The sequence below is a fragment of the Streptomyces sp. NPDC053673 genome, from assembly GCF_055585225.1.
Genome location: NZ_JBVJKN010000001.1, coordinates 643426 through 664972, shown reverse-complemented (window position 1 = coordinate 664972; position 21547 = coordinate 643426). Strand labels below are relative to the sequence as shown.

At 70.1% G+C, this 21547-nt stretch carries 18 protein-coding genes; 9 read left to right on the top strand and 9 right to left on the bottom strand.

Annotation, left to right across the window (positions count from 1 at the left end):
* Positions 1 to 8 precede the first annotated feature (8 nt).
* Both ACZ6ZQ_RS02985 and ACZ6ZQ_RS02980 read left to right on the top strand, forming a co-directional pair.
* Positions 9 to 953 carry a serine hydrolase gene (locus ACZ6ZQ_RS02985; protein ID WP_469766765.1) on the top strand — a complete coding sequence of 315 codons (945 nt, stop codon included), beginning with the start codon at positions 9 to 11 and terminating at the stop codon, positions 951 to 953.
* 57 nt (positions 954 to 1010) lie between these two features.
* Positions 1011 to 2036 carry an MBL fold metallo-hydrolase gene (locus ACZ6ZQ_RS02980; RefSeq protein ID WP_469766764.1) on the top strand — a complete coding sequence of 342 codons (1026 nt, stop codon included), beginning with the start codon at positions 1011 to 1013 and terminating at the stop codon, positions 2034 to 2036.
* On the opposite strand, the gene ACZ6ZQ_RS02975 is transcribed toward ACZ6ZQ_RS02980, so the two are convergent.
* From ACZ6ZQ_RS02975 to ACZ6ZQ_RS02965, 3 genes are read right to left on the bottom strand one after another with little or no spacing between them, the layout of a single operon-like run.
* The gene (locus ACZ6ZQ_RS02975) at positions 2026 to 2772 is read right to left on the bottom strand and encodes a succinate dehydrogenase/fumarate reductase iron-sulfur subunit (RefSeq protein WP_469766822.1); all 747 of its coding nucleotides are present in this window, start codon (positions 2770 to 2772) and stop codon (positions 2026 to 2028) included. The two genes, ACZ6ZQ_RS02980 and ACZ6ZQ_RS02975, sit on opposite strands and share 11 nt — an antisense overlap.
* Before the next feature lie 59 nt (positions 2773 to 2831).
* Positions 2832 to 4778, bottom strand: coding sequence for a fumarate reductase/succinate dehydrogenase flavoprotein subunit (locus ACZ6ZQ_RS02970; protein ID WP_469766763.1), 1947 nt, complete (start codon positions 4776 to 4778; stop codon positions 2832 to 2834).
* 1 nt (position 4779) lies between these two features.
* Positions 4780 to 5484 carry a succinate dehydrogenase gene (locus ACZ6ZQ_RS02965; RefSeq protein ID WP_469766762.1) on the bottom strand — a complete coding sequence of 235 codons (705 nt, stop codon included), beginning with the start codon at positions 5482 to 5484 and terminating at the stop codon, positions 4780 to 4782.
* Between the two features lie 97 nt (positions 5485 to 5581).
* On the opposite strand from ACZ6ZQ_RS02965, the gene ACZ6ZQ_RS02960 reads away from it, so the two are divergent.
* Positions 5582 to 6478: a LysR family transcriptional regulator gene (locus tag ACZ6ZQ_RS02960; protein WP_469766761.1), complete on the top strand. Its 897-nt coding sequence runs from the start codon at positions 5582 to 5584 to the stop codon at positions 6476 to 6478.
* 214 nt (positions 6479 to 6692) lie between these two features.
* Here the strand turns inward: ACZ6ZQ_RS02960 and ACZ6ZQ_RS02955 are convergent, their stop codons facing one another.
* From ACZ6ZQ_RS02955 to ACZ6ZQ_RS02945, 3 genes are all read right to left on the bottom strand, one after another.
* Positions 6693 to 8861, bottom strand: a complete 2169-nt coding sequence (locus ACZ6ZQ_RS02955) for a putative bifunctional diguanylate cyclase/phosphodiesterase (RefSeq protein ID WP_469766760.1) — start codon at positions 8859 to 8861, stop codon at positions 6693 to 6695.
* Positions 8861 to 9673 (bottom strand): SAM-dependent methyltransferase, encoded by an 813-nt coding sequence (locus ACZ6ZQ_RS02950; RefSeq protein ID WP_469766759.1) that lies wholly within the window; start codon positions 9671 to 9673, stop codon positions 8861 to 8863. The genes ACZ6ZQ_RS02955 and ACZ6ZQ_RS02950 overlap by 1 nt, the downstream gene beginning before the upstream one ends.
* 225 nt (positions 9674 to 9898) lie before the next feature.
* Positions 9899 to 10873 (bottom strand): SCO0930 family lipoprotein, encoded by a 975-nt coding sequence (locus tag ACZ6ZQ_RS02945; protein WP_469766758.1) that lies wholly within the window; start codon positions 10871 to 10873, stop codon positions 9899 to 9901.
* A gap of 193 nt (positions 10874 to 11066) precedes the next feature.
* Between ACZ6ZQ_RS02945 and ACZ6ZQ_RS02940 the strand changes: the two genes are divergently transcribed.
* From ACZ6ZQ_RS02940 to ACZ6ZQ_RS02930, 3 genes are all read left to right on the top strand, one after another.
* Positions 11067 to 11576, top strand: coding sequence for a hypothetical protein (locus ACZ6ZQ_RS02940; protein WP_469766757.1), 510 nt, complete (start codon positions 11067 to 11069; stop codon positions 11574 to 11576).
* Positions 11577 to 11599: 23 nt separating this feature from the next.
* Positions 11600 to 12370 carry a bestrophin-like domain gene (locus ACZ6ZQ_RS02935; protein WP_469766756.1) on the top strand — a complete coding sequence of 257 codons (771 nt, stop codon included), beginning with the start codon at positions 11600 to 11602 and terminating at the stop codon, positions 12368 to 12370.
* Positions 12371 to 12565: 195 nt separating this feature from the next.
* On the top strand, positions 12566 to 13117 hold the full coding sequence (locus ACZ6ZQ_RS02930; RefSeq protein WP_469766755.1) for a hypothetical protein: 552 nt from the start codon (positions 12566 to 12568) through the stop codon (positions 13115 to 13117).
* A 102-nt stretch (positions 13118 to 13219) separates the two neighbouring features.
* Here the strand turns inward: ACZ6ZQ_RS02930 and ACZ6ZQ_RS02925 are convergent, their stop codons facing one another.
* Positions 13220 to 14077: a hypothetical protein gene (locus ACZ6ZQ_RS02925; protein WP_469766754.1), complete on the bottom strand. Its 858-nt coding sequence runs from the start codon at positions 14075 to 14077 to the stop codon at positions 13220 to 13222.
* A gap of 310 nt (positions 14078 to 14387) precedes the next feature.
* On the opposite strand from ACZ6ZQ_RS02925, the gene ACZ6ZQ_RS02920 reads away from it, so the two are divergent.
* The gene (locus ACZ6ZQ_RS02920; protein WP_469766753.1) at positions 14388 to 15047 is read left to right on the top strand and encodes a class F sortase; all 660 of its coding nucleotides are present in this window, start codon (positions 14388 to 14390) and stop codon (positions 15045 to 15047) included.
* Between the two features lie 85 nt (positions 15048 to 15132).
* Here ACZ6ZQ_RS02920 and ACZ6ZQ_RS02915 read toward each other — a convergent pair whose 3' ends face one another.
* A complete protein-coding gene (locus ACZ6ZQ_RS02915) occupies positions 15133 to 15825 on the bottom strand; it encodes a polysaccharide deacetylase family protein (RefSeq protein WP_469766752.1) in 693 nt (230 codons plus the stop codon).
* Positions 15826 to 16095: 270 nt separating this feature from the next.
* A complete protein-coding gene (gene lysX / locus ACZ6ZQ_RS02910; protein WP_469766751.1) occupies positions 16096 to 19404 on the bottom strand; it encodes a bifunctional lysylphosphatidylglycerol synthetase/lysine--tRNA ligase LysX in 3309 nt (1102 codons plus the stop codon).
* A 60-nt stretch (positions 19405 to 19464) separates the two neighbouring features.
* On the opposite strand from lysX, the gene ACZ6ZQ_RS02905 reads away from it, so the two are divergent.
* Both ACZ6ZQ_RS02905 and ACZ6ZQ_RS02900 read left to right on the top strand, forming a co-directional pair.
* Entirely contained in the window at positions 19465 to 19950 is a 486-nt protein-coding gene (locus ACZ6ZQ_RS02905; protein ID WP_469766750.1) for a universal stress protein, read from the top strand.
* Between the two features lie 154 nt (positions 19951 to 20104).
* Positions 20105 to 21538 (top strand): amino acid permease, encoded by a 1434-nt coding sequence (locus tag ACZ6ZQ_RS02900; protein WP_469766749.1) that lies wholly within the window; start codon positions 20105 to 20107, stop codon positions 21536 to 21538.
* Positions 21539 to 21547 lie beyond the last annotated feature (9 nt).

Sequence of the window (21547 nt, the reverse complement as noted above, 5' to 3'; positions counted from 1 at the left end):
AGGCCGGGATGCTGATCGAGGAGAAGCTGCGCACGATATTCACGGCGGCCGGGGCCGAGGGCCGGCTCCACGCGGTGGACATCGACGCGCAAGGCGGGACCGACGAGTTGGCCGGGGTCGGGTACGGAGCCGACGAACCTGTCGTCATCGCCTCAGTGTTCAAGGTGCTGCTGGCGCTGGAGTTCGCCCGGCAGTCCGCGGCCGGCCAGCTCGACCCCCGGGAGCGGGTGCGGGTCACGGCGGAACACCGGCTGGGCGGCTGGGGCACAGCGGGCTGCGCGGACGATGTGGAGCTGTCCCTGCGAGATCTCGCGCACTTCGCGATGTCGGTCAGCGACAACTCGGCCGCCGATCTGCTGCTGGCCCGGGTGGGAGTGGACACCGTTCGGCTGCTCACCGCCGAACTGGGCTTGGCGGACACCCGTGTCGTGGGCGGGCCCCGGCAGGTGCTGGAGTCGATGCTCACGGAGGTCGGAGCCCGGGACGAGAAGGAGTTCGCGGCTGTGTTTCCCACGTTGCCCCCGGCCCGCGTGCACCGGCTCGCGGTGCTCGACCCGGAGCGTACGAACGCGAGCACGCCGCGCGACATGACACGGCTGCTGCGGATGGTCTGGCGCGACGAGGCTGGGCCTCCGGAAGCCTGCGCCCAGGTACGGGACCTGATGGCCCGGCAGGTCTTCCGGCACCGGCTCGCCTCGGGGTTCGGGGACGACGTACGGGTGGCGGCGAAGACCGGCACGCTGCCGGGGCTGCACAACGAGGCGGGGGTGGCCGAGTATCCGGACGGCGGACGGTACGCGGTCGCGGTGTTCGCCCGTACCCCGGACCTCGCCGCGAACCGCACCGCGACGGATTCCGCGATCGGCACGGCGGCGCGGACGGCCGTGGAGTTTCTGCGCGGCTCGAAAGCCTCCGCTCCCCTCCGACCAGGCCTCATGCATCGCCGGGTATGAGTCGGTCACCGACCCGGTCTTGGACGTGCGCGGATCCGGGGTGATCTTCTGCGTCCCATGAGCGATGCACAAGAACGATCCACGCGAAGGGTTGTACGGCGAACGCTGCTGCGGGGCGCGGCTCTTGGGGCGGCAGCCCCGCTGCTTCCCGCCACGGCGGCCACGGCCACGGCGGCGGGCTCGACGCGCCCCACCCCCACCCCCGCCCCTGCGGACTCGGCGGTCCTGCGGTGGCTGGGCACCACGGGCTGGCGCATCGGTATCGGCGAGCGGACCGTGCTCTTCGACCCGTACATCACCCGTTTCAGCACCGGGCTGTTCGCCACCAAGGGCAGTTTCGACCCGGCCACGAAGCTCACCACGGACCAGCCTCTGGTCCGCGAGCACGCCGGGCGGCCCGAGGTGGTGCTGGTGAGCCACACCCACTGGGACCACATCAACGACGTTCCGTACATCGCCCGGTCCACCGGTGCCCGGGTGATCGGCACCGAGACGACGTATCACGTGCTGCGGGCGCTCGGGGTCGACAAGGCACAGATCAGTGTCGTCAAGGGCGGCGAGGTGCTGGACTTCGACGGCTACACGGTCGAGGTCGTCTCCAGCCGGCACAGCCGCAACGCGAGCTACTCGTACTTCGCTCCCGGCACGCTGTGCGCCCCGCCGGCCCGCGCCCCGGAGACCATCTCCGATCTGCCGGAGGGTGACACGCTCGCGTTCCAGCTGAGCGTCGGGGGCGGTCCCTCGGTGTTTCTGATGGGGGCGAGTGACTTCGAGGAGCGCGCCGCGGACGGGCTGCGGCCCGACATCCTGATGGCGGCAACACCGTCGAGCAAGGCGACGTACCGCTATCTCCCGCGGCTGCTGGGGGCGCTCGGCAACCCCGCGACGGTCGTCCCGGTGCACTGGGACGACTTCGAGAGGCCACTGAGCGCCCCGCCTCGGCGTGATCCCGCGATGGACCTGGACGGATTCGTCGCCGGGATCCACCGGCACAGCCCCGCGTCCAGGGTGGTCGTCCCCGACTACCGCACGGTATACGGGGCGGACATGAGGCCCGTTCCGGCCGGAGGTCCTACCGGCTGACCTTCCGGGTCGCCCGCAGCCACTCCTTGTTCATCGCCGCGATGGACGGCAGCGGGATGCCCTTGGGGCAGGCGGTGGCGCATTCGCCGGTGAGGGTGCAGCCGCCGAAGCCCTCCTCGTCCATGGTCGCGACCATGTCGAGGACCCGGGTCTCGCGCTCCGGCGAGCCCTGCGGGAGCACATTGAGGTGGTTGACCTTCGCCGAGGTGAAGAGCATCGCCGAGCCGTTGGGGCAGGCCGCGACACAGGCGCCGCACCCGATGCACTCGGCGTGCTCGAAGGCGTAGTCGGCGTCCGCCTTCGGGACCGGCGTGGCGTGGGCCTCGGGGGCGGCGCCGGTCGGGACGCTGATGTACCCGCCGGCCTGGATGATCCGGTCGAAGGCCGACCGGTCCACCACCAGGTCCTTCACCACCGGGAAGGCGGAGGCGCGCCACGGCTCGATGTCGATGGTGTCGCCGTCCTTGAAGGACCGCATGTGCAGCTGGCAGGTGGTGGTGCGCTCGGGTCCGTGGGCGTCGCCGTTGATGACGAGCGAGCAGGCGCCGCAGATGCCTTCACGGCAGTCGTGGTCGAAGGCGACGGGGTCCTCTCCGCGCAGGATGAGTTCCTCGTTGAGGGTGTCGAGCATCTCCAGGAAGGACATGTCCTGCGAGATGCCGTCCACCTCGTAGGTGGCCATGGCGCCGGGGGCGTCGGCGTTCTTCTGGCGCCAGACGCGCAGGGTGAGTGACATCGGGGGTACGCCCCGCGGCGAAGCCGCTGTCGGGCTCTGTGCCCCCCGGGAGATTGCAGTCATGCGTAGCTCCGCTGGGTGGGGTGGACGTACTCGAAGACGAGGTCTTCCTTGTGCAGGACGGGCGACTCACCGGTCGCCGTGAACTCCCAGGCCGCGGCGTACGAGAACTCCTCGTCCCGCCGTGCCGCCTCGCCGTCCGGGGTCTGGGACTCCTCGCGGAAGTGGCCTCCGCAGGACTCGCTGCGGTTCAGCGCGTCGAGGCACATCAGCTCGGCGAGCTCCAGGTAGTCGACGATCCGGTTGGCCTTCTCCAGCGACTGGTTGAACTCCTCGCCGGTGCCGGGCACCTTGATCCGGCGCCAGAACTCCTGGCGGATCTGCGGGATCCGTTCGAGTGCCTTGCGCAGGCCCTCGTCGGTACGGGCCATTCCGCAGAACTCCCACATCAGTTCGCCGAGTTCACGGTGGAAGGAGTCGGGGGTCCGGTCGCCGTCGACGGAGAGAAGCAGATTCAGCCGGTCCTCGGTCTCGGTGACCACCTCGGTCACGGCGGGGTGGCTGTCGTCGATCTCGTCGTGGTGCGGGTTGCGGGCGAGGTAGTCGTTGATGGTCGAGGGCAGGACGAAGTAGCCGTCGGCGAGCCCCTGCATCAGCGCCGAGGCGCCGAGCCGGTTGGCGCCGTGGTCGGAGAAGTTGGCCTCGCCGATGGCGAAGAGCCCGGGGACGGTGGTCTGCAGGTCGTAGTCCACCCAGAGGCCGCCCATCGTGTAGTGCACGGCGGGGTAGATCCGCATCGGCACCTCGTACGGGTTCTCCGCGGTGATCCGCTCGTACATGTCGAAGAGGTTGCCGTACTTCTCGGCGACCTTCTCCTTGCCCATGCGGCGGATCGCGTCGGCGAAGTCGAGGTAGACACCCTGGCCGCCGGGACCGACGCCACGGCCGTCGTCGCAGACGTTCTTCGCGGCGCGCGAGGCGATGTCGCGCGGCACGAGGTTGCCGAAGGAGGGGTAGATGCGCTCCAGGTAGTAGTCGCGCTCGTCCTCGGGGATCTCGTGCGCGGGCCGCTGGTCACCGCGCGCCTTGGGCACCCAGATGCGGCCGTCGTTGCGCAGCGACTCGCTCATCAGCGTCAGCTTGGACTGGTGGTCGCCGGTGCGCGGGATGCAGGTGGGGTGGATCTGGGTGAAGCAGGGATTGGCGAAGTACGCGCCGCGCCGGTGGGCCCGCCAGATGGCGGTGGCGTTGGAGTTCATGGCGTTCGTCGACAGATAGAAGACATTGCCGTAGCCGCCGGAGGCGAGGACGACCGCGTCGGCGAAGTAGGTGTCGATCTTCCCGGTGACGAGGTCGCGGGCGACGATTCCGCGGGCCCGCCCGTCGACGACGATCAGGTCGAGCATCTCCGTACGCGGATGCATCTCCACGTTGCCGGCGGCGATCTGCCGGGACAGCGCCTGGTAGGCACCGAGCAGCAGTTGCTGGCCCGTCTGGCCACGGGCGTAGAACGTACGGGAGACCTGGACGCCGCCGAACGAGCGGGTGTCGAGGAGGCCGCCGTACTCGCGGGCGAAGGGGACGCCCTGGGCGACGCACTGGTCGATGATCTCGACTGATATCTGCGCGAGGCGGTGGACGTTGGACTCGCGGGCGCGGAAGTCGCCGCCCTTGACGGTGTCGTAGAAGAGTCGGTGGACGGAGTCGCCGTCGTTGCGGTAGTTCTTCGCCGCGTTGATGCCGCCCTGGGCGGCGATCGAGTGGGCGCGGCGCGGGGAGTCCTGGTAGCAGAACTGGACGACGTGGTAGCCCTGTTCGGCGAGCGTCGCTCCGGCGGATCCGCCGGCGAGGCCGGTGCCCACCACGATGACGGTGTGCTTGCGGCGGTTGGCCGGGTTGACGAGTCTGGCCTCGAAGCGGCGGCGGTCCCAGCGGTCTGCGATGGGGCCTTCGGGCGCCTTGGCGTCGGCGATCGGCTCGCCGGTCGCGTGGTTCAGATAGCTCATGTCAGCTCACCAATCCGGTCATGACGGCGACGGGTACCGAGATGAAGCCCACCGTCAGCACCAGCGCGAGCGCATTCGCGGCGGTCCTGAGAATGCGGTCGCGCTTCGCGTTGCCGGCGCCGAGGGTCTGGGCGGCGCTCCAGAAGCCGTGCCGGATGTGCAGGCCCAGGGCGAGCATCGCGGTGAGGTAGATGGTGTTGCCGTACCAGGTGGAGAAGGTCGCGACGACGTTCTGGTACGGGCGTCCGTGCTGCGCGTTCTCGTTGACGGTGAGCGTGGTCAGGTCCAGCAGGTGCCACACGATGAACAGGCCGAGGATGATCCCGCCCCAGCGCATGGTGCGGGCGGCATAGCTCGCGCGGGGCCGCTTGTGGACGTACTTGCCGGGGCGTGCCCTGATGTCCCGCCTGCTGAGCTGGTACGCCGACACTCCGTGCAGCACGACGGCGGCGAGCAGCACCACGCGGACGATCCAGAGGGCCCACTCGTAGTGCAGGAAGGGCTCGCCCATGGTGCGGAGCCAGTGGGCGTAGCCGTTGAACTCGTCGGATCCGAAGAAGATCTTGAGGTTGCCCAGCATATGGACGACCAGATATCCGAGCATGATCAGGCCGGTCACGGCCATGATCGTCTTCTTGCCGACGGTCGATCCCCAGAGCGTGCGCGTCATGGACGGTCGTCGGTCCGTCCGCGTTGCCAGAGCCATGGACACAGACGCTAGGGCGGGGAGTGTCGAAAGGTCCAAGACATGCTCCGGCTCATCTCGATAGGCAATGCCTATCACGGCGCGTAGGGTGGAGCGCATGCAGTTCCAGCAGCTCCAGTACTTCGTGGCCGTGGCCGAGACCCGGCACTTCACGCGGGCCGCCGAGCGGGTGCACGTCTCGCAGCCGTCGCTGTCGCAGCAGATCCGGGCGCTGGAGAAGGAGCTGGGGGCGGAGCTGTTCAGCCGGGCTCGCGGCAGTATCGCGCTCACGGACGCCGGCGAGGCGCTGCTGCCGCTGGCCCGGCGGATCCTCGCGGACGCGGACACGGCCCGGCACGAGGTGCAGGAGCTGGCGCAGCTGCGGCGCGGGCGGATCAGGCTCGGGGCAACGCCGAGTGTGTGCACCGGACTGCTGCCGGACGTGCTGCGGGCCTTTCACGATCTGCACCCGGGGATCGAGCTGCTGATCGAGGAGGGCGGCTCGCACGATCTCGTACGGCAGCTGGCGCGCGGCGCCCTCGATCTGGCACTGGTGGTGCTGCCGCTGCCGACTCCGTCGCCCGCGCTGACGGCGGTGGAGCTGCTTCAGGAGGACCTGGTGGTGGTGTCCTCGGCGGCGGCGCCCGCGCCGCGCCGTCCGGTGCGGATCGCGGACCTCCAGGGGGAGCCGCTGGTGATGTTCCGGCACGGGTACGACCTGCGGGAGCTGACGGTCGCGGCGTGCCGGGCGGAGGGCTTCGAGCCGGCGTTCACGGTGGAGGGCGGGGAGATGGACGCGGTGCTGGGGTTCGTGCGGGCGGGCCTCGGGGTGGCGGTGGTGCCGCGCATGGTGGCCGTGCGGGCGGGGCGCGACCTGCGCGTGACGGCGCTGGCCCGGCCGGGGCTGCGGCGGACCATCGCGCTGGCCCACCGCAGTGACGTGGCGCCGCCGCGGGCTGCGCGGGAGTTCCAGCGCCTGCTGCTGCGCACGCACCCGCCGGTACCTACGCCGTGACGGCGCCGGGCGGGCGCGGCCGGGCCCGTGGGCACCGACGTACGTCGGGCGACTGCGGCCCGGTGGTCGGGTCCTGCTCACCCTTCCCCAGAGCCTCGCTCGGGGTGCCCCCATCTCGCTTCGCTCGCCGTGCGGTACGACTGCCCACGACCCAGGGCGGTGTGCAGACGCCCATCACCCCCACCCAAGCCCGGCAAGATCCGAACGACAGGCCCTACACCGCGTCCAGCAGGGACAGCGCGTGGAGGCGGTCCGGGGGGCCCGGACGGGCGTAGTACCAGCCCTGCGCCGTGTCGCAGCCCAGTTCCCGGAGTTGTTCCGCCTGCGCGCCCGTTTCGACGCCCTCGACCGTCACCGCCAGTTCCAGGCTGTGCGCCAGCGAGACGATGCCCTCGACGATCTTTATGTCGACGGGGTCCGCCGGATGCTGCTGCATGCCCTGCGTGAACGAGCGGTCCAGCTTGAGCACACTGACCGGCAGCCGCCGCAGGTTCGCAAGATTCGAGTAGCCGGTGCCGAAGTCGTCGAGCGCTATGTCCACGCCCATCTCGGCCAGTTGACGCAGCGGCTTGAGGAGATCCTCGTCGGCGCCGATGAGCGCGGACTCGGTGACCTCCAGGCATAGCGCCCCCGGTTCGAGCCCGGAGCGCTCCAGGACGTCGACCGTGTCGGCGACCAGACCGGGGTGGTGCAGCTGGGTCGGTGAGAGGTTGACGTTGATCCGCAGCGGCCGGGCGGTCCCGCCGAGGGCGGCCTCCTCGTGCCAGAACCGGGCCTGGCGTACGGCCTCCTGGAGCACCCAGCGACCCAGCGGGACGATCAGTCCGGTGTGCTCGGCGAGCGGGATGAACCGGTCGGGGCCGAGCACCCCGTGCTGCGGGTGGCACCAGCGCACCAGCGCCTCGGCCCCGTGCACACTGCCGTCGCCGAGATGCACCAGCGGCTGGTACTCGATGAAGAACTCGCCGCGCTCCAGGGCCGCCGGCAGGGCTGTGGTCAGCCCGTGCCGGGTGATGGCGCGGGCGTCCGCCTCCGGGTCGGCGAGCTCGAAGCGGTTGCCACCCGCCGACTTGGCCCGGTACATGGTGATGTCGGCGCTGCGCAGCACCTCCGCGGAGGTGCGCTCGCCCGCGGGCCCCTCCACGATCCCGATGCTGCCCCGGACGCTGATCTCACGGCCGTCGAGCATGACCGGCGCGGCCAGTACGGTGAGGATCCTGGCCGCGAGGTCACTCACCTCGCGCTGGGTGTCCGGGCCGGTCGTCAGCGCCACGAACTCGTCGCCGCCGAGCCGGGCCACCATCTCGCCGGCCGCCGTCGCGCAGCTCTGCAGCCGGTCGGCGATCTCGACGAGCAGGCGGTCCCCTGCCGAGTGGCCGAGGCTGTCGTTGATCGCCTTGAAACCGTCGAGGTCGAGATAGCAGAGCCCGAAGCGCGCCCCCTCGCCGGCGGCCAGGGCCTTCTCCAGCCGTTCGAAGAAGAGCGTGCGGTTGGGCAGCCCGGTGAGCGCGTCGTGCGTGGCCTCGTACCGCAGCCGCAGGTTGAGCAGCCGGCGTTCGGTGGTGTCCTCCATGAGCGCCAGCTGGTACTGCGGCCGTCCGTCGGGGTCCCGCAGCAGCGAGACCGTGAGGTTGGTCCAGAGCACCGTGCCGTCGTTGCGGTAGAAGGGCTTCTCGACCCGGTAGTGCTCGCGTTCGCCGCGTACGAGCTCGTCGTACAGGCCCCAGGTCTGGGGCTGGTCCTCGGGGTGGGCCCACTCGTTGACCTTGCGGCCGCGGACATGGTGCTCGAGGCCGCCGAACATCCGGGTCAGGGTGTCGTTGACCTCCAGCACATTGCCTTCGAGGTCGGCGATGCCGATGCCGATGGCCGCCCCTTCGAACACCGCACGGAAGCGGGTCTCGGTGGCGTGCAGGGCGTCCATGGCATCGCTGCGGGCCGACAGCGCCGATCTGGCGATTGCCTCCTGCTCGGTGAGGGTGCGCTCGCGCAGCGCCTGGGCGTAGCCGGCCGCGAGCGCGTGCTGCAGCCGGGCACAGCGGGCGCGGCTGTCCTCGGCGGGCTCCTGGTCCGTCCCGCAGTAGAGGACGAGATAGGCGTCGATCACGCCGAGCGTGCGGCTGAGCGCGTCGGGGTCGGTGCAGTGCGCGCCGACCAGGGCGGCACCGACCCGATGGGCGGGGGCGGTGTCGAAGGGACGCGCGTGCAGCGCGTCGCTGAGCTGCCGTGCGAGCGGCAGCAGATGCTGTTCGAACTCGGGGCGGGTCAGCGACGTGGCCGTGACCGGGAAGATCGCCCGGCTCCAGATGGTCGCGAACCGCCGGAGTCTGTCCTCGAGGCCGTCCGGGTCCGTCGCGGATCCCGCTGCCTGCGACGGCGTCATCACCCCTTGCGCCCCACCCCTGCGAAGCCGGAGAACGCGTATGGATCCTCCTGCGCGGCCGGGGTGTCGGGCCGCCAGTCGGGCATCGACACCAGTCCGGGTTCGATCATCGTGACCCCGTCGAAGAACTGCTGGATCTCCTCACGGGAGCGCATGACGAGCGGGTTGCGGATGTCCTTGTAGACGCCGACGGCGCCGCCTGCCTGCTCCTTGGGGATCGGTATGCCCTCGTACGAGGCGTGCGTGAGGACGAGCAGGCTTCCCGGTGCGAGCGCGTCGCACAGCTCGGTCACGGCGCGCTTCGGGTCGTCGGAGTCCTCCAGGAAGTGGAGCACGGCGACGAGGAGCAGGGCCACGGGCCGTTCGAGGTCGAGGAGCCGGACGGTCTCGGGGCTGTTGAGGATCTCGACAGGCTTGCGCAGATCGGCCCCTACGATGCCGGCGTTGTCGTTACCCTCGAGCACGGCCTGGCTGTGTGCGACGGCGACCGGGTCGTGGTCGACGTAGACGACCCGGGCCTGCGGGGTCGCTCTCAGCGCGACTTCGTGCACATTGCCGAAGGTCGGTATGCCGGAGCCGATGTCGAGGAACTGGGTGATGCCCTCGCTCACGGCGAAGTTCACGGCACGGCGCATGAACGCCCGGTTCGCCTGCATGATCTTGGGGAGGCCCGGCATGAACTGCATGGCCCTGCGGGCGGCTTCCCGGTCGACCTCGAAATTGTGCGAGCCGCCCAGATAGTAGTCGTAAATGCGGGACACGCTCGGCACCGAAATGTCGATGCCCGGCGGGGCCCAGGCGGGACGCTCCATTGATGTCTCCAACAAGTCGCCACGGGGGATACGGCCATGTCCATGGCCGGTGTTCGAGCCGAGGCTACTGATCGGCCGCCAAGAGAGCGAGCAGAAACGGAAATTACCGATCCGTTCTTGGTCACACGCCACCGGCACGTGCGGCCTGTTGGCGCACATGCACCCAGCCCGCCGGCACGCGGGGGGCGTGGCGGCGGGCCGGTGGCCGGAGGCGCAGCGTGGGGGCTACTTGGGCGCTCCGACCGGCTTGCCCTGGGGTGAGACGGCGAACCAGGTGCCGCCCACGCCCTGTCCGTTGGTGTCACCGGGCTTGTCGTCGCCGGAGAAGGTGTAGATCGGCCAGCAGTCGATGGTCTGCTGCTTGATGCCGTCGGGGCGGTCGAAGGTGACGAAGCCCTTCTTGAGAATGCCTTCGGTGTCGTTCTTGTCGACGGGCTCGACGACCGGCCACTTCTCCAGGCAGGCACCGGTGCAGGCCGTCTTCATCGGCCAGGCCGAGTCCTTCATGAAGCGGTAGACGGTCATACCGTTCTTGTCGACGACGATCTCGCCGAGCTTGGGGTCCTTGCGGACGGAGAGGCCCGCGAGGTCCGCGGCTTCGCCGCCCGCCTCCTCCGCGCCTTCCTCGCCGCCACCACCGCCGGGCGCGGCCTTCTTCCCGTCGGGCGCCGAGGCGAACCAGGTGCCGCCCACGCCCTGGCCGTTGGCGTCTCCGGCCTTGGTGTCCTTCGCGTAGCGGTACATCGGCCAGCCGCCGATCGTGAGCTGCTTGCTGCCGTCGGCCCGGGTGACCGAGCCGATCAGGGAGGCGTCGGTGCCGGGGGCGGGCGTGACATCGCCGGCGGACACGACGGGCCAGGCCTTGGCGCAGTCGCCTTCGCAATTCGACTTCGGCGGGCTGGCGGTGTCCTTGTCGAAGCGGTAGAGGGTGAAGCCCTCGCTGTCGGTGAGAACCTTGCCGAGCTTCTTGCTGTCCCAGACGGCGAGCTGCCCGGCCGTCTTGGGGGTGGTGGCCGCGGCGTCGCTGCCGGATCCGTAACCGGAGCCGTAGCCACTGTCGGCGGCGGGCTGTCCGGCCGGGTTGACTGCGCCGACCGCCTGTCCGTTCGTCTGCGTTCCCTTGTCCTGACCGCACGCCGTCGTCAGCGCGAGTACGGCCGCCGCAGTCACCGCGAGCGAGGCGTTCCGCCAGGTATTCATGTCAACTCCCGTTGTGCCCGGTGTCTGTTCTGGCGCCTGGGTGCGCCGTTCATGGCCCTAGGTACGGGCGGGAGGGCGTGCTGTGTTCAACGGTTCCGGAAAAATTCTCCGCAACCGCAAACCCGATCCGCCGACAACCGCTCCATCAGGGGAATCGGCACTCGTTCGGGCGTGTCAGGGCACCCTGCGGATCATGCTCATCCGCGTGTACGGATCGCTCGTCGGGCGGCTGTTGGCAGCCGCCGCACTCGCCTGGCTGCTGGCGGCCCCGGTGCCCTCAGCTGCCGATTCCTGCTCGTACGCCTCGATCGGCCCCGGCGGCCCCGGCGGCTCCGGTTCCGCAGTCGCGGTCGCGGGGAGCGGTCACTGCGTGGCCGGGCCGTCGCCCACTCCGGAACCGCCTCCGCCCACTCCGGAACCGCCTCCGCCGCCACCGCCCCCGCCCCCGCCGCCGCGGATCGAGCCCGCGCCCGCCCCGCCCCCTCCGCCGGAGCCGCCTCCACCACCTCCGCCGACCCCGTCGCCTCCACCCCCGCCGAAGGCCCGGCCCGAACCACCGCGGCCGACCCCGGTCGCGCTCCCCCACTACCGCAGACCGCAGCGCGAGGAGCCGCGGGGCGGGCCGTCACTGGTCTCCCTGACGCTCCTGGTCACGGCCCCCGCGGTGCTCGCCGCGGCCTTTCTGCGCCCCCGATCCCGCTAGTTCCGCAGTTCCCGGAGGTTCTCATGTCGGAATGGGCCGTACTGACGATCGCGATGGCCGCGGCGTGCGCGGTCGTCCTGACCATCACCGTCATCAACCACCGCCGTGTCGGCGACGACGACGACCCGTCGGAGACCCCCGACGTCATCGAGTACATGACGATGATGATCGGCGTGGTGTACGCGATCGTGCTGGGCCTTGCCATCGCGGGTGTCTGGGAGGCGCGCGGCGCGGCGCAGGATTCGGTGCGCCACGAGGCCCAGGCGCTGCACGAGGTGCACGCCCGGGCCGAGGTCTATCCGGCCGAGGTCCGTGCCCGCATCCGTGCCGGCGTGGACGCGTATGTCATGCATGTCGTGGGCGCCGAGTGGCGCCATATGGCCGAGAAGGGATCGCTCAGCGACAAGGGGACGCAGCTCCTCGACCAGGTACGCCGGGACGTGACGGACTATGCGCCGAAGACCGACCACGAGGGCCAGGCGTATCAGCCCCTGGTCGATCAGGTGGCGGCCGCGGATGACGCGCGGGGACTCCGGGGAGAGGGCATCGAGCCGACCATGCCCGGCGTGGTGTGGTTCGGGCTGATCACCGGAGCGCTGGTGACCGTTGGCCTGATCTTTACGCTTCAGATCCGCCGCACATTCCGGGAACTGCTCCTGGCCGGCCTGTTCAGTGCACTGATCGCGTTTCTGCTCTTTCTCATCTGGGATTTCGACGCACCGTTCGGCCGAGGCATTTCGGCCACCGCCACGCCGTTCACCGATCTCTTCCCGCATCTCCATCTCCGCGACTGACCGTGACGAACCCGGGTGGCGTACGGCGGCGGGGACACGAATGTCCGCCACCCGGGTGACGCACGTGCCCCATTCGCCCGTCTGAGATCGCGGGTGTGATAGGCCGCTCCTAGCGTTTCGGGTATCGAGGTGCATTCCCTGCCTTTTGTGGAAACCCCTTCCGCAGCTGCTCCTCGGAGACCCGGAGGATTGCCCATGCGCGCGATACCCGTCGCGTCGGCCGCTCTGCTGGGAGCGGCCGCCCTCGCTCTGACCACTCCCACCGCGACGGCCGACACTGCGGGCGGCGCCGCCGACGCGGCCCGCAAGCAGCCGTTCTCGTTCGCCGTCTCACCGTCGACCGTCGCCCCGGGCGGGCAGGTCACCCTGAGGGTGTCGGGCTGCACCACCACGGCCACGGCTTCATCAGGCGTCTTCGACACCGTGACCATCGCGCCGGGCCTGACCGGCACGGCGACGGTCGACTGGGACGCCAGACGGGGCGCGGTGTACTCGGTGCAGTTCAGCTGCAACGGCCAGACCGGAACGACCGATCTGACCATCTCCGGCGGTACGGCTGCCCCGGCCCCGGCCACAGCCACTGCGCGCTCCACGAGCACCTCCGCCCCGCAGGGTGTCAGGGGTGGTCTCGGCGGCAGCATCCGCGAGATGGACGCCGAGGAGATCGCGGCCGGTGCCGTGCTCGTCCTGGTTGCGGCCGGCGGAGTGTTCTACGTCCTGCGCCGCCGGTCGGGCCGGCTCCACTGACCGCTCCCCCGCACCGAGATCCCCCACCACGCCCGTCGCCCCGAGTCCTGGCCGAGGACTCGGGGCGACGGGCGGTTCAGGCCGACCGGGAGGTTCGGCCGGTCAGGCCTTCCCGCTGCTCGTGCGGCGGCGCCGGATGATGAAGAAGGTGCCGCCGACGGCCGCTGCGGCGACGAGTCCGCCGCCGACGGCCATTTCGGTGCTGGAGGGGCCGAGCGAACCACCGAGGCCACCCTGCGCGCCGCGAGCGGCGAGAACGGTGAACGTATGGGTGGCGATCCGGTTGTGGTCGTTGCACCGGACGGCGAGGTTGTACTGGCCGGGCGTCGCGTGGTCGAAGATCCGCGCCGTGGCGAGATAGGCGCCGACGCCGCCGCGGCCCCGGTCGTTGTCGCGACGGTTGCCGTTGCCGCCCTGGTCCCGGCGGTTGTCGTTGCGGCCGTTGTTGCCGCCCTGGTCACGACGGTTGCCGTTGTTGTTCCCGTTCCCGTTCCCGTTGCCGTTGCCGTTGCCGCCCTGGTCACGGCCGTTCCCGTTGCCGTTGCCACGGCCGTTCCCGTTGCCGCCCTGGTCACGGCCGTTGCCGTTCCCATTGCCGTTCCCGCCCTGGCCAAGGCCGTTCTCATTGCCCCCCTCGTCCCAGCCGCCCTCTCCCTCGTCGTCACGGCCGTCGCCATTGCGCCCCTGGTCACGGTTCGCACCGTAGTTCCCGAACCCGATCCCGCCGTCTCTGAAGAGATTGGCCGCGGGAAAGGCGTTGGACGTGACCGTGCCGCCACGGCCGCAGCCGTCGACAAGGATGGTGATGGTCCCGCCCTGGTGAACCGCGTTCGGGGAAAGGGAGACGTTTCTCGGTCCGCTGTTGCCCCCGTTGCTGGTGGTGGCGGCGGCCAGCGGTGCTGAGAGCCCGACGGCCGCGCATGCGGTGAAGGCCACCGCGAGAGTGCGTGAAGCACGCATGGTTGAACCTCCAGTAGAAGACGCCCCGGAACGGTGCTCCGGGAGATCGACGAGAACGCCCTCCATGACGAACATTCACCGGCTCGCGCATTCACCGCATTCCGGGACTGGTCCACCCCAGTGAGCCGACACGCCGGTGCTCAGCGCCCGGACCTGACGGAGTCGCAGGTCACGGACCATCAGAAGTTTTATATGGCTATGTACTCGTTCGGGTCACCCCGAGTGGCCGTACCACCCGTTCGCCCCTCTCCGGTCGCCGCGTCCGATCCGGGCGCTTAGCGTGCCTGCCAGACGATGAGATGGGAGAACCATGGGCCAGGACTACACCGGCTCGGAGTCCAGAAAACGCTCACCGTGGGGCGTGCTGGCTCTCGTCATGCTCACCGGTCTCGCGCTGGTGCGGAACGGCATCGACGTGGGGATGGGGCCGCCCCAGCCCGCCGTCGCGGCCGCGTTGGACAGCCGCCGCTCCGGTCTGGACTCGGTCCCTCTGACCGGCTACGTCGAGCCGCTCCCGTACGCCCCCGCCTCGCGGATCGCCATCCCGGCGATCCGGGTGGACGCGCCGATGGTCGACGTGGGGCTGGACGGGAACGGCTGGATCCAGGCGCCGGCTCCGCAGGACCCCAACCTCGCCGGCTGGTACCAGAACGGCATCGCACCCGGCCAGCAGGGCACCGCGGTGGTCGTGGGCCATGTCGACAACGCCGGAGGGCCCGCCGTCTTCTACGGTCTGGGCGCGCTGCAGAAGGGCCAGTTCGTCGAGGTGACCCGCTACGACGGCAAGGTCGCGATCTTCGAGGTGTACGGCGTCGAGGTGTTCTCCAAGAACAACTTCCCGGGCGCCCGAGTCTACGGTGACACCGGCACCCCGGAGCTGCGGGTGATCACCTGCGGCGGCGGATACTCCCGGGCCGGTGGCTACGACGGCAACGTCGTCGTCTTCGCCCGCATGATCGCGGCGCGCTGAGCGTCCGGCCCGCCCTTCGGCGGGCCGGACAGTCCTTTCCGCTCAGTGGGCCGGACGGTCCGCACTGGTCGGCGGATCCGCGCTGTTACACGGATCCGCGCTGTTCAGCGCTCGGTACCGCGATGCGGTATCCGGAGTCCAGCAGGCGCGGCAGATAGTGGCGCAGCGCCGCCACGCTCTGCGAGCGGTTGCCGCCCGCGTCGTGCGAGAGGACGATCGCGCCGGGCTCAGCCTCGTCCAGGACACTGCTGACGATGGCGCTGGTGCCGGGCTCGCTCCAGTCGACGGTGTCGATGGTCCAGGCGAGCGGTTCCATGCCCAGCTCGGCACCGATCTCGAAGGAATACCTGTTCCACGTCCCGTACGGCGCCCGGTACCACCGCGGCGGGGCGCCGAGCGTCTTCTCGATGAGCTCGCTGGTGCCGGCCAGTTCGCCACGGATGCCGGACGGGCCGAGCCGGGACATCAGCGGATGCGACCAGGAGTGGTTGCCCACCACATGGCCGTCGTCGGCCATGTGCCGCAGCAGGTCCCGGTTGTCGACCGCCTTCTCCCCGCAGACGAAGAACATGGCAGGTACGCCGTACCGTCGCAGCGTCTTCAGGATCTCCGGGGTGTAGCGGGGGTCGGGGCCGTCGTCGAAGCTCAGCACCATGGAGCGGCCCAGCGACGGCATGCTCAGAAAGGGCCGCCGCCGTACGGGAGTCGCCGCTCTGGTGAGAGGTGTCGGGGCGAACGCCGTCATCGGCTGCAGCCGGTACTCGGAAGTCTTTCTCACCGCACTCGCCTGTGGGCCGGCCGCCGGAGGCGGGGCCGCGGACCCGCCGGGCGACTTGGACCGTTCCGAAATGAACAGGGGTGTGACGGCGGCGGCTCCGACACAGGCGGCGATGCCCAGTACCGACCGCCGCCCCAACATCATCTGATCCTTCTCCATGAGCAATGGCTGCCACGGGCGATGGCCGGTGCCCCTCAACAACACCGGTTCGGCGGTGCGAAACACCCGATGGGGCGATCATTTGGCGCAAGTGATCGGACAGTTGCCCGATCAGTGGCGGCGTACCAGAGGGAACGGCAGCGTGTCGCGGATGGTGAGGCCGGTCAGGAACATCACCAGCCGGTCGACGCCGATACCGAGTCCGCCGGTCGGCGGCATCGCGTACTCCAGCGCGTCCAGGAAGTCGTCGTCGAGCTCCATGGCCTCCGGGTCGCCGCCCGCGGCGAGGAGCGACTGGGCGGTCAGGCGCCGTCGCTGCTCCACCGGGTCGGTCAACTCCGAGTAGGCCGTGCCCAGTTCCGTACCGAAGGCGACGAGGTCCCAGCGTTCGGCGAGGCGCGGGTCGCGGCGGTGCTGGCGGGTCAGCGGGGACACGTCGGTCGGGAAGTCCTTGTAGAAGGTGGGCAGTTGGGTCTTCTCCTCCACCAGCCGCTCGTACATCTCCAGCACGACGTCGCCACGGGTGTCGTCGGGGCTGTGCGGGACTCCGGCCAGATCGCAGAGCCTGCGCAGGGTGTCCTCGTCGGTGTCGGCGTCGACCTGCTCGCCGAGCGCCTCCGAGACCGCGCCGTAGAGCGTCTTGACCGGCCACGGCCCGGAGATGTCGTGCGCGACGAGCTTGCCGTCCGCTCCCGCCTTGTGTGCGACGGGCGATCCGAAGGCGGCGGTGGCGGCGCCCTGGATGAGTTCACGGGTGAGGTCGAGCATCACGTCGTAGTCGGCGAAGGCCTGATAGGCCTCCAGCATCGTGAACTCGGGGTTGTGCTTGTACGAGACGCCTTCGTTGCGGAAGGTGCGGCCCATCTCGAAGACCTTCTCCATGCCGCCCACGCACAGCCGTTTCAGGAAGAGTTCGGGGGCGATGCGCAGATAGAGGTTCATGTCGTAGGCATTGATGTGGGTGGTGAAGGGGCGGGCGTTGGCGCCGCCGTGGATCTGCTGGAGCATCGGGGTCTCGACCTCGAGATAACCGCGGTCGAGCAGCCCTTGGCGCAGTGCCTGGACCGCGGTGGAGCGTTCGCGTACGACACTGCGCGCGTCGGGGCTGGCGACGAGGTCCAGATAGCGGCGGCGGACGCGGGCCTCGGGGTCGGCGAGTCCACGTCGTTTGTCGGGCAGTGGACGCAGGCATTTGGCGGTGAGCTGCCAGGCGGTGACGAAGACGGTGAACTCGCCGCGATCGCTGGCGCCGATCTCGCCGGTGGCGGTGATGTGGTCCCCGAGATCGGCGTCGGCGGTGAACGCGGCGAGCACCCCGGGGCCCGATCCGTCGCGGGTGAAGGCGACTTGGAGGTCGCCCGACCAGTCGCGCAGCACCGCGAAGACGACGCCTCCGAAGTCGCGTACGGCCATGACGCGCCCGGCGACGGTGACTTGTTCGCCGGTGCGCGCTCCCGCCCGGAGGGCGGGGTGCGCGGCGCGGACCCCGGCGAGGGTGCCGCTGCGTGCGGCAACCCCGACCGGGTAGGGGTCGATGCCCTGTTCGCGCAGCCGCTCCAGTTTGCGGTGGCGGATCCGTACCTGCTCGGGCAGTCTGCGCTCCCCCATGGGGCGCACGGTGTCGGGCCCGGCCAGCTGCAGGGAGTCGATCGGCGGCAGGCCCGCGGTGCCGGCCACGGGCCCGGTGTCTCCGCGCGGCCGGCCCCTGCCCCACATCTTGCGCAGGCTGGGTACGGAGACGAAGCCCTCGGCGATCCCGGAGGCGAGGCCGATCCGGGCGAGGGAGCCGGCGTCTCCGTAGCAGAGGAACCGCGGGTACCAGGCGGGCTGGTACTTGACGTTGGACCGGTAGAGGGCCTCCAGCTGCCACCACTTGGAGAAGAAGAGCAGCAGGCGGCGCCAGAGCCGCAGCACCGGTCCGGCGCCGATCCGGGCGCCTTCTTCGAAGGCGGAGCGGAAGACGGCGAAGTTGAGGGAGATCCGGCGGACGCCGAGCTGCGGTGCGTGGTCGCACAGCTCCGCGACCATGAACTCCATGATGCCGTTGGGCGCGGTGTGGCGGTCGCGGCGCATGAGGTCGAGGGAGATGCCGTCGCGCCCCCAGGGGACGAAGGAGAGCAGCGCGATGAGCCTGTCGTCGGCGTCGAAGGCCTCGACGAGCAGGCATTCGCCGTCCTCGGGGTCGCCGAGCCGGTCGAGGGCCATGGAGAAGCCCCGCTCGGTCTCGGTGTCCCGCCAGGCGTCCGCCCGGGCGATGATCTGTTTCATCTCCTCGGCGGTGAGGGCGGAGTGGCGGCGGATCCGGGCGGTCGCGCCGAGCCGGCGGACCCGGCCGACGGCCTGCCGGGTGACCCGCATGTCCCGGCCGTCGAGGTCGAACCGGTCCACGTACAGGATCGCCTCGTCACCGAGCTGGATGGCGCCGAGTCCGGAGCGGGCGTACGACCGCGCACCGTCCTCGGAGGCTCCCATGACGGCGGGCGCCCAGGCGTAGCGGCGGGCGACGTCCAGCCAGGCCTCGACGGCGGGGGTCCATGCCTCCTTGTCGCCGACGGGGTCGCCGCTGGCCAGGGCGACCCCGACCTCGACGCGGTAGGTGACGGCGGCCTTGCCGCTGGGTGCGAAGACGACGGCCTTGTCGCGCCGGGTGGCGAAGTAGCCGAGGGAGTCCTGTGAGCCGTACGCCCCGAGCAGCGCGCGCAGACGGGGTTCCTCGTCGCCGTGGAGGGCGGCTTCCATGCGCTGTGAGCGGAAGAGCGTACGGGCGGAGTTGAGCAGGGCGAGCGCACCGAAGAGGCCGAGGAGGAAGAAGAGGGCGCGGGACGGGCTGCCGTCGAACTGGGCGCCGGAGACGAGGCCGCCGAGCACCCGGTTGGCGGACCACAGCAGCCGCTGTTCGCTGACGAGGGTGTTCGGGAAGAGTTCGACGAGTCCCCAGCCGACCAGGATTCCGGCGGCGAGTCCGACGATCAGGACGAGGATCGCGTGCCGCAGGGCGCCGCGCCGTGTCTGCCCGTAGAACTCGTGCCGTGCGAGGAGGAGGATCGCGAGGGCGATCAGGCAAAGCACCAGGTTGGGCACCCAGTCCGTGTCCCGGTAGAAGACGAGGACCAGGACGTCGGCGACGACGAGGAGTGCCAGGTAGGCCACGACCAGCCACCAGGCGACCTTCTTGCGGGCTCCGATCGCGGCCGCGAGCAGCAGCAGGAAGACGGCGTAGGCGAGGTTGGCGCTGACGGGGACGGCAACCTGGTCGAGGAAGAGCGCGACGGGGCGCAGCAGCCTGCGCAGGGGCACGATCAGGGCCAGGATCGCGCAGAACACTCCGAGCAGGGCGAAGAACATCGCGAAGCCGTCCGGCACCTTGCTCGTGAAGCGGCGGCGGGTGCCGGCTGCGCGCTCCTCCACGCTGACACTCATGCTCCGCACTCTAGGGAGCCCCTCGGCCGGGCGCCTGTCGGCAGCGATAGCCTCGACGGTGTGAGTGAGCAGGAGCCCGAGCAGCAGCCCCGGCAGCAGCCCCACCGCTTCGAACGCGGTACCGACGGTCCGAAGGTCATCGTCGTGGGCGTGGACGGCTCCGATTCGTCGCTGCGGGCGGCTGCGTACGCGGGCGGCCTCGCCCGGCGGCAGAACGCCCTGCTCGCCATCGTGTACGTGCAGCCCGTCATGCCCGCCGGAGCCGCGCTGGGTGCGCCGATCGCCGACACCACCGGGGAGATCGCCGAGGGGCTGGTCAAGGAGATCCGTGAGGCGGCGGAGAGGGTGCGGGGCATCTGGGACGTGCGCTGGCAGTTCCACACGTTCCGCGGCGATCCGTACGGCGGGCTGGTCACGGCGGCGGACGAGCTGAGGGCGGACGCGGTCGTGGTGGGGGCGTCGGAGTCGGCGGGGCACCGGATCATCGGCTCGGTGGCGGTACGGCTGGTCAAGGCCGGTCGCTGGCCGGTGACGGTGGTCCCGTAACCCGTGTGACGGTGGCCCCGTAGCCCGTGTGACGGTGGTCCTGTAGCCCGTACGGAGTCCTCACCTCCGCTGCAGCATGTCGCCTTCCGTCACCGGCTTCCCTGGTCCATCATGAGCCGCCGTTGTCCGACAGCGGTGCGCGAAGAGGTGACGAATGGCAGGGCTCCGGATGGGGCAGGGCGTACTGCGCCGCAAGCCCATCGAACTGATCGAAGAAGGCGCGCCGAGCGAACAGCTCACGAGAACGCTGGGTCTGTGGCAGCTCACGGCCATCGGCATCGGCGGCATCATCGGTGCCGGGATCTTCGCCCTCACCGGAGCGGTCGCGAACGAAAAGGCGGGCCCCGCGGTCGTCATCTCGTTCCTGATCGCGGGCGTGGCGAGCGCGGCCGCGGCCTTCTCGTACGCCGAGTTCGCCGGTCTGATCCCGAAGGCGGGGTCGGCATACACCTACGGCTATGCGGTGCTCGGCGAGCTGGCAGGCTGGTTCATCGGCTGGGATCTGCTGCTGGAGTACACGGCGATCGTGGCGGTGGTCGCGATCGGCATCTCCGGGTACTTCAACTTCCTCCTCGTCGAGCTGGGCGCACCGCTGCCCGTCTGGATGCTGGGTGCGCCAGGCACGGGCGAGGGACACCAGGTCGATCTGTTCGCGTCGCTGCTGTGTCTGTTCACCGCGTATCTGCTCACGCTCGGCATCAAGAACGCGGCCCGTTTCGAGACGGTCGTCGTGGTGCTGAAGGTCCTGGTCGTCCTGCTGGTGATCGTGGTCGGCTTCTTCCACATCGACACGTCCAACTACAACCCGTTCTTCCCGTTCGGCATCAGCGGGGCGTTCGCGGGGGCGGCGACGGTCTTCTTCGCGGTGTTCGGGTACGACGCGATGTCGACGGCGGCCGAGGAGTCCAAGGACGCGCAACGCCATATGCCGAAGGCGATCCTCTACTCGCTGGCGATCTCGATGGTGCTGTACGTGCTGGCGTGTCTGGTGCTCACGGGCATGCAGAACTACACGGAGATCGACCCGGAGAGCGGCTTCTCCTCGGCCTTCAAGTCCGTGGGTCTTGGCGGGCTCGCGGATGTCATCGCGGTGGGCGCGATCATCGGCATCATCACCGTGATGTTCACCTTCATGCTGGGTGTGACCCGGGTCTGGTTCGCGATGAGCCGGGACGGTCTGCTGCCCCACTGGTTCGCGAAGACCAGCCCGAAACGGCATGTGCCGGTGCGGGTGACCTGGATCGTGGGTGTGGCGTCGGCGGTCATCGCCGGGTTCCTGCCGATCGGCGAGGCGGCGGAGCTGACGAACATCGGCATTCTGCTGGCGTTCGTCGTGGTGTGCATCGCGGTGATCGTACTGCGCTACCGGCAGCCGGATCTGCCGCGGGCGTTCCGCTGCCCGGGCATGCCCTTCGTGCCGGCGATCGGTGTCGCGTTCTCGCTCTGGCTGGTCACGTTTCTGACCGTGCACACCTGGATCCGTTTCGCTGTGTGGCTCGTGATCGGCCTGATCATCTACTTCACGTACTCGTACCGGAACTCGGGGCTCGCGAAGGCGGAGGCGGAGGCCGGGCCGAAGACACTGTGATCCGTGATC

Coding starts and splice junctions, on each gene's coding strand:
- ACZ6ZQ_RS02985 (WP_469766765.1), top strand. CDS start 9: ATGCTGATCGAGGAGAAGCTGCGCACGATATTCACGGCGGCCGGGGCC.
- ACZ6ZQ_RS02980 (WP_469766764.1), top strand. CDS start 1,011: ATGAGCGATGCACAAGAACGATCCACGCGAAGGGTTGTACGGCGAACG.
- ACZ6ZQ_RS02975 (WP_469766822.1), bottom strand. CDS start 2,772: ATGTCACTCACCCTGCGCGTCTGGCGCCAGAAGAACGCCGACGCCCCC.
- ACZ6ZQ_RS02970 (WP_469766763.1), bottom strand. CDS start 4,778: ATGAGCTATCTGAACCACGCGACCGGCGAGCCGATCGCCGACGCCAAG.
- ACZ6ZQ_RS02965 (WP_469766762.1), bottom strand. CDS start 5,484: ATGGCTCTGGCAACGCGGACGGACCGACGACCGTCCATGACGCGCACG.
- ACZ6ZQ_RS02960 (WP_469766761.1), top strand. CDS start 5,582: ATGCAGTTCCAGCAGCTCCAGTACTTCGTGGCCGTGGCCGAGACCCGG.
- ACZ6ZQ_RS02955 (WP_469766760.1), bottom strand. CDS start 8,861: ATGACGCCGTCGCAGGCAGCGGGATCCGCGACGGACCCGGACGGCCTC.
- ACZ6ZQ_RS02950 (WP_469766759.1), bottom strand. CDS start 9,673: ATGGAGCGTCCCGCCTGGGCCCCGCCGGGCATCGACATTTCGGTGCCG.
- ACZ6ZQ_RS02945 (WP_469766758.1), bottom strand. CDS start 10,873: ATGAATACCTGGCGGAACGCCTCGCTCGCGGTGACTGCGGCGGCCGTA.
- ACZ6ZQ_RS02940 (WP_469766757.1), top strand. CDS start 11,067: ATGCTCATCCGCGTGTACGGATCGCTCGTCGGGCGGCTGTTGGCAGCC.
- ACZ6ZQ_RS02935 (WP_469766756.1), top strand. CDS start 11,600: ATGTCGGAATGGGCCGTACTGACGATCGCGATGGCCGCGGCGTGCGCG.
- ACZ6ZQ_RS02930 (WP_469766755.1), top strand. CDS start 12,566: ATGCGCGCGATACCCGTCGCGTCGGCCGCTCTGCTGGGAGCGGCCGCC.
- ACZ6ZQ_RS02925 (WP_469766754.1), bottom strand. CDS start 14,077: ATGCGTGCTTCACGCACTCTCGCGGTGGCCTTCACCGCATGCGCGGCC.
- ACZ6ZQ_RS02920 (WP_469766753.1), top strand. CDS start 14,388: ATGGGCCAGGACTACACCGGCTCGGAGTCCAGAAAACGCTCACCGTGG.
- lysX (WP_469766751.1), bottom strand. CDS start 19,404: ATGAGTGTCAGCGTGGAGGAGCGCGCAGCCGGCACCCGCCGCCGCTTC.
- ACZ6ZQ_RS02900 (WP_469766749.1), top strand. CDS start 20,105: ATGGCAGGGCTCCGGATGGGGCAGGGCGTACTGCGCCGCAAGCCCATC.